This window comes from Kitasatospora sp. NRRL B-11411, from assembly GCF_000721345.1.
GTDB lineage: Bacteria > Actinomycetota > Actinomycetes > Streptomycetales > Streptomycetaceae > Kitasatospora > Kitasatospora cineracea.
In genome coordinates this window covers 1-11881 of the sequence record NZ_JOGH01000159.1, presented here as the reverse complement: position 1 = coordinate 11881, position 11881 = coordinate 1, and the positions used below count along the sequence as shown (strand labels likewise).

6 protein-coding genes and 1 pseudogene are annotated in these 11881 nt (G+C 71.1%); 6 read left to right on the top strand and 1 reads right to left on the bottom strand.

Features of this window, described 5'->3' with window-relative positions; all coding sequences use genetic code 11:
* Window positions 1-260: 260 nt before the first annotated feature.
* The 6 genes and pseudogenes from IH44_RS0136435 to IH44_RS44935 form a co-directional block, all read left to right on the top strand.
* Window positions 261-851, top strand: coding sequence for a hypothetical protein (locus tag IH44_RS0136435; protein WP_051818053.1), 591 nt, complete (start codon window positions 261-263; stop codon window positions 849-851).
* A gap of 173 nt (window positions 852-1024) precedes the next feature.
* Window positions 1025-1555: a hypothetical protein gene (locus tag IH44_RS0136430; protein WP_030464122.1), complete on the top strand. Its 531-nt coding sequence runs from the start codon at window positions 1025-1027 to the stop codon at window positions 1553-1555.
* Window positions 1556-1939: 384 nt separating this feature from the next.
* On the top strand, window positions 1940-2479 hold the full coding sequence (locus tag IH44_RS0136425) for a winged helix-turn-helix domain-containing protein (RefSeq protein ID WP_030464121.1): 540 nt from the start codon (window positions 1940-1942) through the stop codon (window positions 2477-2479).
* The gene (locus IH44_RS0136420) at window positions 2476-3012 is read left to right on the top strand and encodes a transposase (protein ID WP_051818051.1); all 537 of its coding nucleotides are present in this window, start codon (window positions 2476-2478) and stop codon (window positions 3010-3012) included. Before IH44_RS0136425 ends, IH44_RS0136420 begins: the two co-directional genes overlap by 4 nt.
* 57 nt (window positions 3013-3069) lie before the next feature.
* A complete protein-coding gene (locus tag IH44_RS0136415) occupies window positions 3070-3372 on the top strand; it encodes a hypothetical protein (protein ID WP_157852585.1) in 303 nt (100 codons plus the stop codon).
* 189 nt (window positions 3373-3561) lie between these two features.
* Window positions 3562-3828, top strand: a pseudogene (locus tag IH44_RS44935) (DUF4265 domain-containing protein); the annotation flags it as partial.
* Window positions 3829-3999: 171 nt separating this feature from the next.
* Here the strand turns inward: IH44_RS44935 and IH44_RS47495 are convergent.
* Entirely contained in the window at window positions 4000-11313 is a 7314-nt protein-coding gene (locus IH44_RS47495) for a LamG domain-containing protein (protein WP_051818050.1), read from the bottom strand.
* Window positions 11314-11881: the final 568 nt, after the last annotated feature.

Below are 11881 nucleotides of genomic sequence, written 5' to 3'. Positions count from 1 at the left end.
GGCAGATCCACCCGCCCCGCCACACCCCGACCGCTACCGCCAGGTCCCCCCGACCTCCGACATCACCCCTGGCCCGTCCCCTCCTCGTCGCGGGCGACCGCGACCGGCAGCACCCGCCCCGAAACCACCGCCTTCGCCCATACCCTCGAGACCCAGCACATACCGGTTCCCCTCACCGACTTCCCTTCGTAGAGCATGCCTTCGCCCCGGACTTCTTCACCAGCCCCCACCCCCCTGACCCCTCGACAGGAAGACGACACGTGAGCGACAACGACACGGACGGGCTCATCCGCCGCTTCCCGATCGGCAAGCACGTCCTGGGTGAGATCCGGAACCACCTCATGCCACGCGGCGACACCGCAGTCGGGGCCGTCGTGGAACTCGAGGGCCTCCCGGTCGGATTCGTCGACGCCGGGCACCTGCCGCGCGGACTCGACCAGTGGCCCCGACCCGGAACGACCACCGGGTTCGAGATCCTGCGCCACGACGTCCACCGCTCCGACCGGCTCCAGATCAGGCTCTGGCCACTGGAGACCGCGTTCCGCAACCCCGCCTCGACCCACTGGGGGCACCCCGAGGAACAGTGGCGGCAGATCAAGGAACGCCACCCCGTGGGCACCAACGTGACCGGCACCGTCACCTCCACTCACCGCCCGAACCGCTGGCTCACCGTCACCTTCGACGGAACGTGGTCCCGGGTGACCTGCCTCGGCACCCCACCGCCCCCGGGCGCGACCCTGCACCTCCGTGTCATCGCCCTCTCGGAAGCCACCCACCGGATCATCCTCACCGACGACGGCGCCCCCGCCCTCCCACACGACCCCGAACCACCCCCCGTCCCCACCAACTGACACCGAACCCGAGCCCGGAACACCTCGGGCGGGCCGCGTGCGGGCGCCGGGTGGTCGTCGACTGCCGGTTCGCGGGAATTCATCGTCGGGGGTCTACCCGTGTAGCGCCAACAGGAGTGTCATGGACGCGACTTCGGCGACAGTCGCCGACCCGCACCCCGGAGGCACCCGTCATGCGCTCGACCCCCCGGATACCGGCCGCGGCCGGCACCGCCCTGGCCGTGGCCCTCAGCGGCCTGATCCTCGGCTTCGGCACCGGCACCGCACACGCGAGCACCTGCTCCCGCTCCTACCTGCCGCTGCCCGACCCCGTCTGCACCCCCGGCGTGTACAACCCGGACGTCACGCAGTCGACCATCCAGTCCACGATCTGCGTGTCCGGCTGGACCGCGACCGTCCGCCCGCCCACCTCCTACACCAACGCGCTCAAGGTCCAGGGCATCATCGCCTACGGCTACGCGGACACCTCCACCTCCTCCTACGAGGAGGACCACCTCGTCCCCCTCGAACTCGGCGGCTCCCCGCGCGACCCCGGCAACCTGTGGCCCGAGCCCTACTCGGGCACGAAGACCGCCACCACCAAGGACGGCGTCGAGACCAAGCTCAAGAACGCCGTCTGCTCCGGCAAGATCACCCTGGCCGCCGCCCGCACCGCCATCAGGACCAACTGGACCACCGCCCTCACGGTCACCGGCATCGGCTAGCACCTCCAGGACCCGCCCCGGCCGGGGCCGCTGACCACCCGTCAGCCGGTCACCCCCGGTCCGCTCCGTCCCCCGCCGCCGGTGCGCTCCGCTCGAGAGCACCGGCGGCGGAGAACGAACCCGACCCGCACGACCTCCGTCTTCATGACGCCTCTCCCGATCCCGCTGCTTCCGACCCCACCACGGCCGGCCCGCAACGGACACGGAGCCGAAGGCCCACCCGTCCGGCCATCGTGCCCGTCACCGCCCGCCTCCCACGCCCGCTTCACTGACTGCTGAGTGGCACCTCGATGTCTGCCTGATGTCTCACGCTACTGAACCTGGAAGCGTGATGTCGGGCCGTTCGTCGGGCAGTCGGTTGGCGGGTCCGGTAGTCCAGTGCGAGTGAGGTACGCACAGGGCGGTGGGCTGACCGACGCCGGGAGGGCAGCGCGGGAGCGGTTGCGACTCCAGGCCGTCCAGCGTTTCGAGGGCGGGCAGAAGAACGCAGAGATCGCTGCCGCACTGCGGGTGAGCCTGCGGTCGGTCAAACGGTGGCGCCGGGCCTGGCTCGAGCATGGCGAGGCCGGCGTGCGGTCGAAGGGCTCGCCCGGCCGGTCGAAGCTCAGCGAAGCCCAGGTCGCGCGACTGGCACGTGAGTTGGAGCGCGGACCGCTGGCTCACGGGTGGGCGGACCAGCGGTGGACGCTGGCGCGGATCAAGACGTTGATCGGCCGACTGTTTCACGTGTCCTACACCATTGAGGGCACCTGGGCACTGCTGCGGCGGCACGGCTGGTCCTGGCAGCAGCCCGCGCGGCGGGCGATCGAGCGTGACGACGACGCGGTCGAGGTCTGGAAGAAGGAGACCTGGCCGCGGGTAAGAACATCGCGGCGGAACGCGGCGCCTATCTCGTCTTCGAGGACGAGGCCGGGCAGTCGATGACTCCGCCGCGCGCCAGGACCTGGGACCGGGTCGGCCAGACCCCGGTCGTGCGGGTCCGCGGCCGCGGCTCCGGACGGGTGTCGATGGCCGCCATGACCTGCTACAAGCCCGGCGAACGCTCGCGGCTCATCTACGCGATCCGCGAGTACCGCGGCCGCAAGGACGAGCCGAAGGACTTCGGCTGGCGCGACTTCCGCGACCTCATCATCCGTACTCACATCCAGCTTGGCGCCCCGATTGTGCTGGTGTGGGACAACGTCCGCCTGCACCTGACCGCCGGCATGCGGGACTTCGTCGCCGCGAATGCCGACTGGCTCACGGTATTCCAGCTGCCCGCCTACGCCCCGGACCTGAACCCGACCGAGGGCATCTGGTCGCTGGTCAAGCGCGACATCGGCAACCTAGCCGCCGCCGACCTCGGCCAGATCACCCGAGCCGTGAAGCGCAGGCTCAAGAGGATCCAGTACCGCCCTGATGACCTTGTCGACGGCTGCTTCATCGGAACTGGCCTGAGCTACGACCTGGCTCGCTGACGATCCCCGGCCGTTATGCCTGGCGTCGACGGCAGCGACCGTGGCAGCATCGCCGCCATGTCTTTGCTGACCTGGGACCACGACGGTGACCTGTACTGCGCCCTCACCACCGAGACCGGAACGGGCGAGGACCGGACCACCCATTTCGAGCTCAGCGAGGCCCGCATCGTCGCGAGCGGGTCCCTCACCGTGCCTGCTTCACCCGCTCCCGGGCCAACAGCCGTGACGGTGGTCGTCTACGCCCCCGGCGAGGAGAAGCCCGCAGAGGTCTACTTTGACGGGACGCAGACGCTGCCGTTCGCTGTCCTGCAGCACTTCGTGGCAACTGTCGCCGCACAGCTGCCTGGCACCGGTTCGTAAAGCAGCGGCTCCGAAGGCGCTGCAAAGCACTACACCGACTTCACGAGTTCAAGTTCAGTAGCGAGGTTTCGCGCTCCACCTGGGGCGCCCCCGGGACAATCCGCCGACTACCTGATTGACCCGTCTCATCGAAGTTTGACGAGTCTCACCGAAGTTTGACCGACGAGGATTTTTCTCATCGAAGTTTGATTGCACAGCTCAGCCCCGGTACATGATGCTGCTGAGAAGGCCAAGGTCTGGTTCCGGTTCGTCCCGCGCGAGGGCTGGTTCCCGCAGGGCATCGAAGGCCCGTGGGCGACAAGACTCAGCGTCGGCACGGCCTCGATTGAGAATGTGCCCTTTCTCCGGGATGGCGTTGCCGAAGGGGACGTCGTGCGGTTCCAGAGCGACTCGGACGGGCTGCACTGCGTCGGTCGGGTCAGCTCGGCCGGCAACTGCACGTACGCGTCGTGCCCATCCTGGCTCTGTTCACGTCGCGGAACTCGTAAACAAAGCCACCACCGGGCCCGCGGGGCCCAGTAGTTGAGCCCGACGGCGGACGCGGCACTCGGCGTGACCGATCGCGGTCAGGCCGAGTGCCGTCGAGCGTCGGCCCGGCTCCCCAGCGGGCGGGGGCCGGGCCGGGGGTCAGTTCTCCATTCCGAAGTAGTGGCCGAGGTACTCGGTGATCTCGGCCGCGTGGGGCAGGAGTTCGGGCAGCTGGGCCGCGAGGGCGTCGCGGGTGGCGGCGGCGAGGTTGGCCGAGCTGGTGGCGGCCGGTCGCACGTACGGTTCGAGGCGCTTGATCAGTTCGTAGTTGCTGGCGATGTTCTCGGTGCGCATGGCCCGCTCCAGCGGCGGCGCTCCGGGCGGCGGGACGGGGGCGAGGACCCGGCTGATGTAGGTGACCCGGTGCAGGACCCGCCAGCACGGGGGCTTGGCGGAGCTCTGGCGGGTCTGGCGCAGTGCGGCCGCGTCGGGGGCGTTGCTGCCCTGCAGCCAGGTCGGGTCGACGACCTTGTGGTAGAAGTCGTCGAAGTTGGCGCTGCTCTCGCCGAGGTAGAAGGTGAGGAAGCGGTAGGCGTCCACCTTGCCCGGCACCAGGACCGGCTTGCCCGCCGTGTCGTACGTCGGCTTGCCGTTGCCGTCCCGGCGCTGCAGGTCGTTCGAGGGCGCGCACTGGACGTCGAGGCCGAAGCTGCGGGAGGCCTCCTTGCTCTTGGCCCGGGTGGTGCTGAACCCGCCGCCCCGGGAGGCGTCGAGGTGGAAGGCCCAGCCGAGGCCGAGGGCGCCGAAGCTCAGGTCGAAGTTGCCGCCGTAGGAGTAGGTGAAGCTGTACGAGCCGGAGGTGGTTTCGCTGACGGCGTCGGTGGCCTCGGTGGTCTCGGCGAAGAAGCCGCCCTGGGCCGTCCAGACGTAGGTGTTGACCAGGTCCCGGTGGGAGAAACCGGTGGCGGCGGCGCTGCCGGTGGCGGTGCGGGCGCTGTCCTGCTGCTCGGCGGACATGCCCATCGAGCGCAGCACCGCCTTGGCCTGGGTCTCGGCCGGCTCGGTGCCCGAGTTGTGGCCGACGTCGGTCGAGATCGACTGGTAGAAGGCCTGCAGCCGCTGCTGGTCGCGGGTGATGCGGCGCTTGAGCGCGTAGGCGTCGCGCGGTTTGAAGTAGCTGTACTCGCCGTAGCCGGTGGCGGTGGGGTAGTCGGGGTCGGTGACCTTGCCGGAGGCGTCGAAGCCGACCCCGCCGTCCAGGGTGCCCTGCTTGGTGTAGCGGGGGTTGATCGGGAAGTGGACGATGTTCCAGTCCAGCGGGATGTCCGGGTTGGGCAGCATCCGGTAGGCGACCAGGGCGCCGGTGTGCGCCAGGCGCAGCGCGAAGACGTCGGCGGTCTGCGACTGCACCAGCGCCATGCCGGTGTTGGCGGGAACGTACCGGGGGCCGAGGTCGGGGTTCAGGACGTTGGCGGGGTCCTCGGTGTACCCGGTCAGCTCCAGCCTGGTCCGGCGGGCGGTGTTCTTGCCCTGGCTGACGGTGGTGTCCTCGCTCCAGGTGTTGGAGAACTCCAGGCCGGCCGTCGCGGCCATCTTCATTTGGCCCTCGGCCAGCGGGCTGGCGGTGCCGAAGCCGAGGGGTGCGGAGACCGTCATGACGTCGGCAACGGTCTCCAGGCCGAAGGAGACGTTGAAGGCGGTGTTGGTGCTGCGGGTCTTGCTGGCCGAGAGGCTGTGCACCACCTGGTCGGCCTCGGTGAACTCCACCGAGGACGCGGCGGGGAAGCCGTCGGGCTTGCCGGTGAGGTTCTCCGAGGGCACCGGCGGGGCGCCCTCGATGTAGCCCATCAGCTGCGGGTCGAACTGGGCCTGGCCGACCCACTCGGTGGTCAGGTCGCCCACCTTGTAGCCGGTGACCAGGTGCCAGCGGCCGTCGCGGACGAAGCCGTAGCAGCGCTTGAGCACGCCCAGCGTCTCGCCCTTGGCGTCGAACTGGAGGTCGGCGTACTCGGAGGCGGCGGGCGCGCCGGAGACGGTGTCGTGGAAGGGGGTGCGGACGTCGGCGAGCGCCGAGCGCACCTGGGCGGTGTCGGTGGACACCGGCGCGGTGGAGAGCAGGATCCGCGGTCGCTTCGCGGAGAAGGCCAGGTCGTTGCCGCGCAGGCCCTCGTCGCGCACCGAGGTGGTGGCGGCGGCGGTGGAGTCCCGGTCGAACGTCCAGTAGCCGAGCAGGTCCTGCTTGTCGCCGCGCAGGCGGGTGAACAGGTTGTCCAGGATCTGCTCCCGGGTGCGCACGGTGCGCCAGATCCGCACCTCCTCCAGGGTGCCGGTCAGCAGGTCGGTGGGCTTGCCTCCCTCCAGCCGCGCGCCGAGGGTGAGTTGCGGGTCGCCGTAGGGGAGCAGGTCCGCCGGGAGCGGGGCCGTGGTGGCGAGCAGCGGCTCGCCGTTGCGGTACAGCCGCAGCGGGCTGGCGGCGGGGTCGACGTCGCGGGTCCAGCGGGCGCCGCGCAGCTTGGCGGGGAAGGAGCCGGAGACGTCCAGGGTGGTGTTGCCGGCGTTCTCGTTGAAGGGCCAGCGGGCCAGCAGTCCCTTCTCGCGCGCGGCGACCGGCTGGCCGATCTGGTAGATCGTCCGGGCGGAGCTCCACAGCCGGACCTCGCACAGGACGCCGTTCAGGCCCCGGCCGATCTCCAGGTCGCTGCTGTTGGACTGCGCGCCCGGGCCGCCGTAGACGTGGGCGCCGGCCAGCGAGCCGTCGAGGTAGAAGCGGATGTCCTGCTCGGGCTGGCCGGCGCCGGCCGGCTGGGTGCCGGTGGCGGCGGACACCTCGGCCTTGCGGCGCTGGCGCACCACGCCGATCCGCTGGAAGGCGCCGGGCCTGACGGCCCGGTCGGAGGTGTACCGGACGGGGTTCCCGTCGGCCTCGGCGAAGGCGAACTCCACCCGGCCGTCGGCCAGGATGCCCAGCTGGTACGGGACGCCGTCCCGGCCGCCGTTGACGGCCGCGCCCTTGGTGACCAGCGCCATCGGCGCGCCCACCTTGTCGACCTGGACGAACGCCTCGATGGTGAGGTCCTCCAGGAGGTTCAGCGAGTCCTGCGAGGCCACCGACAGGCCCTCGCCGCCGTCCAGGCGCAGGGCCCAGGCCTGGGTGAAGGTCGCGGCGAGGTGCGCCCACTCGTTGCACGGGAAGCGGCCGGCCGACCGCAGCACCCGGTCGCCGACCCGGGCGACGACCTGGTAGCCCTTGATCGGCGAGGCCGGGCTGTTCGGCTCGTCGAAGGTCCAGTGGCCGAGCAGTCCTGGTTCCCGGCCGGACATCCGCTGGTTCCGCTCGGCGGAGATCTCCTGCGCGGTGCGGGCCCGCCCGAAGACCCGGACCTCGTCGATCTGCCCGTCCAGGTAGTCGCCGGTGAAGGGCTGGTGGCCCAGGATCAGCGGCCCCTTGCCCGTGTAGGAGCCGGTGGCGGTGCGGCGGGCGACCTCGGTGCCGTCCCGGTAGAGGATCTGCTCGCGGGTGGCGGCCTTGTACACCGCGGCCCAGTGGTGCCACCCCAGGTCCGGGTAGGCCTGAGGGGTGGTCAGGTCGTCACCGTAGAGGGCGAAGCCGAAGGTGTCGTTCGGCTCGAAGTACAGGCACAGGGTCTGGTCCGTGGCGCCCGTCAGCACACCGTGGGTGAGCAGCGGCTCCCGGCGGCCGCGGGCCTGGTTGCGCTTGGCCCACAGCTCGACGGTGAAGTCCCGGCCCGCGAGGTCGAGCGAGTTGGTCAGCTCGACCTTGGTGCTGCCGGTGAACTGCCGGGCCGGGAGGTCGACGGCGGCCAGTGCCAGCGAGTACCCCGAGGCGTCCGTCCGGCCGTGCACGACCCGGCCCTGCCCGGCCTCGGGGTTGACCCAGGCCTCCAGGGTCAGGTCGCCGGCGGGGACGGCGTTCTTCTGCAGGGCGGCGGGCAGCGTCAGGTACTGGTCCTTGCCGTCGAACAGGAAGGCGCGGCCGGGCATCTCGGCCCGCCAGCGGCAGCCGCGGCCGCCGGTCACCGGTGTGGCCGTGCCGTTGGGCACCGAGGTGGCGCCGCCGGTGCTCACGGTGATCAGCCGGGAGCCGGCGGAGAGCAGGACCCCGACCCGGGTGGACTCGGCGCGGGCCCAGTCGTAGCCGACCACGGTGACGGTGTCGCCCGGCTTGACCGCCGTGCCCGGCCCGGTGAGGGTGAGCGTCTTGGCGCCGACCGGGGCGTCGGCGGACGCGGCGTACCCGTTGGCGCCGATCTGCAGGTGGGCCTTGGCCGCGACCGCGACGGTGGTGGCCGCGGTGAACTCCACGGTGCTGCCGGTCACCTGGGCGACGGTGCCGACCGTGACCGGCTGGCCGGACTGCCCGGCCAGGGCGGCGGCCAGCTGCTCGGCCTTGCGCGGCAGCGAGCGCCAGGTCTCGGTGTCGCCGCCGACGGTGATCGTCAGGTCGCAGCGGCCGGGGGCGTCGCCGTCGGAGACCTTGATGACGGCGCCCTCCAGCAGGACGCCCGGGTCGCGGGCGAGGAAGCCGAGCATCCCGCCGTTGCCGGTCAGCCGCTGGGTGCCGCGGGTGACGGCGGTGTCGTAGTAGACGGCGAAGAACTGCTCGTTGGCGCCGCGGAAGTACAGCACGACGTTGCCGGTGCCGCTGTCGAGCAGCGCGGGCCGGTCGGTGCCGCGGGCGAATTCGAGCAGGCCGCCGGAGAGGCTGAGCCCGGTGGTGTCCACGGAGATCAGCGGCATCGCCACGGTCAGGTCGTCGTCGCCCTGCAGGGCGGTCGACAGGCGGGCCAGCTTCTCCTGGGCGTCCTTCAACTGCGCCTGCTTGCCGGTCAGGACGAGCTGGAGCTCGCTGACGCGCTGCGCGGCCGTCTTCGCCTCCTGGAGGCGCTCGCGCACGGTGTTCATCTCGTTCTTGGCCTGCAGGTACGCCGCGTCCACCCCCGAGCGCAGCGAGACCTGCACCATCCTGATCAGGCCCGAGTCGCCGGTGAGGCACTCGTTCGCCTGGACCGGGGCGGGGACCGGGAACGAGGCGGTCAGGCCCACCGCGAGCTTGCTGCCCCGGTTCACGATGCGGGTGTACTCGCCCTCGGCGAACAGCTGGAACTGGGTGAAGGGGTTGCCCGGCTCGCGGACGACCGTGTCCAGCAGGGTGTTCTGCGCCGACCCGTTCCGGTAGCTGTGCAGGTCGAGGTTGTTCCGCTCGTTGCCGACCAGCCAGTAGAACGGCTTGCCGTTCTGGCTCTCGCCGGTGGCCTCCAGCCGCCAGGTCGAGCGGGAGGAGACGAGGGTGACGATGACCAAGGTGTTGATGGGGGCGTTGAAGTACCGCAGCACCTGGCCGTCGTCGGACGTGCGCGGGGTCTTGACCTCCAGGGCGTAGTTCCAGGCGGTCGGCACGTCCTTCTCCGCCAGGTACTGCCGCTCCAGCCGCTCGAACCCCGGCAGCAGCCGGTCGTGCTCGCCCTGCCAGTAGTCGACCTGGCCGGCCGTGCCCGAGAGCCGGGTGATCTCCGTCGGCAGGGCGGCGACCTCCGGCTCCAGCTGCCGGATCAACTGCTGCAGGGCGCTGACCTGTTCGGAGTCCTGGCCCTTCGCCGGCCGCCTCAGCACCGCCGGGTCCAGCACGTCGGGCACCTGGGCGAGCCGGCCGTCGCGGCCGACGGCGAAGTCCAGGCTCACCAGGGCCGGCTCCTGGCCGTACTTGGCGGCGAACGCCAGCAGCACCCGGGCCTGCCGCTTGGCGGGCTTGGGGTCGCTCCGGTAGCCGGCCGAGACGTTCTCCTGCTGGTGGTAGACCACGGCGGACATGCCGGACTCGACCGTGCGCCCCTTGAGCACGAAGCTGTCGCGGCGCACCCCGGGGTGGTCGCCGACCGGGGCGTCCGAGCCGGTCCACTTCGCGTCGCCCTTGAGCGTGCCGTGCAGGGCCCGGTCGCTCTGGTCGTAGGCGGTGGTCCCGGAGCCCTCGTCGAACCGGTAGTAGGCGGTCAGGCCCGGCTCGTTGCCGATCAGGCGGTGGTTCAGGTCGTCCACGAGTTCGGCGGCGGACCGCTCCCGGTTCCACACCCGCACCTCGTCGAGGTCGCCCTCGAAGAGGTCGGCGGCGGTGCCGGAGACCTGCTTGCCGATCAGGGTGCTCACGCCGGTGGCCGGGGTGAACGGTATCGCCCCGCTGCCGGACAGCTTGCCGTTGACGTACAGCTTCGCGGTCGTCCCGTCGAAGGTGGCCGCGACGTGCGTGTAGACGTCCTTCGGGACGGTGTCGGTGGAGACGACCGCCGTCGCGGCCCCCTCGTGCGCGAGGCGCAGCGCCCCGCCGGCGTCCAGGCCGAGCCGGTACTCCCCGCCCCGGGAGATCACCGGGCGGTCGTACGCGGTGGGCTTGATCCACGCCTCGATCGAGTACGCCTTGCCGCCGAAGCGCAGCGCCGCCGGGTCGCCCAGGTCGACGTGCGCGTCGTTGGCACCGGTGAGGCCCAGCGCGGTCTCCGCGTGCCCCTCGGTGCTGGTCACCGGCACCAGGTCCTGGTTGGTGAACGGGCAGGTGCCCGGGCTGCGCTCGAACACCGCGTCCCGGTACAGCGGGTCCGGGCTGGTGTAGAACCGCGTGCCCTGGGTGTTGAACAGCCCCTGGACGCCCTGCTCGACGCTGAAGCCGTCGACCCTCCCGGTGGCGTCGTTGTGGGCGAACAGCTGCCAGCGCCGCGCACCGCCGACCGCGGTGGGCACCAGCACCGCGGCGAACCGGCCGCGGGTCAGGTTGCGGACGAACGACAGCTCCTGGGTCGGCTCGTAGAACGGCCGGCCCTCCATGTCCTCGGTGCCCAGGGTGTCCTTGGCCGACGCGGGACGGGTGGCGTGCCTGCTGCGCTTGTAGCGCACCTCCAGCACCGGCTTGAGCTTGCCGTCCACCAGCAGGAAGCGGTCGCACAGCAGGGTGTCGCGGACCAGCGGCACCTTCTTCGTGCCGCTCAGCACGTAGTCGGTGCGGGAGGCGTTGGCGGAGCAGCCGCCGTCGGTCAGCTTGTGCACCGCGTCGGGGTGCGTCTCGCCGATCGACTGCCGCAGCACCACCACGTACGTGCCGTCCGACACCACGTGGAACGGGGCGTCCGCGGTCAACCGCGCGGTCGTGGACAGGAACGGGTCGATCTCGCTGTCCAACGGCCGCTCGTCGACCGCCGCCTCGGCGCCGCCCCGCTTGACCGTCGGCATCGCGGTCGCGCCGACCACGGCGAACCCCACCTCGGCGATCTCCCGCGGCAGGACCAGCTCGGCCGGGTTGTCGCTCCAGTACGCGGCGTCCGCGTCCCCCTTGGACTGCTGGCCGGCCAGGTCCAGCACCGCGTACACGATCCGGCGGGACGCGTCCATCGCGAACGCGATCGTCGTGCCCTGGTGCCGGGCCATCGTCACGTGCCGGTACGACCGGTCACCGTAGATCTTGAGCAAGGATTCCTGAGGTGCCACTGTTCCCCTCCCACACACACGGAACGCCGCACCCGTTCTCCCCCGACCCGGGGCGGCGATGGACACGCCTCGCACCCCTCGCGGGGCGTCGGCCAGTCTGGCAGCGGCGGACGGGCCGCAGGCAGGAAAGGAAAAATGTCGCTCCGCTTATGACCTGATTGACCGTCAGATGGCCGAACTTCGATGACGGGCCGAGCGGGAAGCCGTCGCACCACCCGGCAGTGCACCCCAGGGCCTCCTGTGCCCGGTACCGCGACCCGGTCGCCGCGCACAAGGGGAAGCAGGAGGCCCGGGGCGGGGTCAGGTGAACCGCCCCGTGTTCGATAGAGGCTGTGATGTGCCCCTGGTTCATCGGAATGTCTTCTGTCCTGCAAGACGGCTCCTCCGAACCCAGGGCACATCAGCTACGCGGCCTGGCCCCTCTCAGACCTGCTTGCTGAGGCAGGCCGAACTGAGACCGCGTTTGAGATCTCGTGGTTCGGTGGGTGAGAGCGGTCGCGGGCCTGGTCGGGTGGCGGGGCGGCCGCGGGTGAGTCGGCGGACCATGATG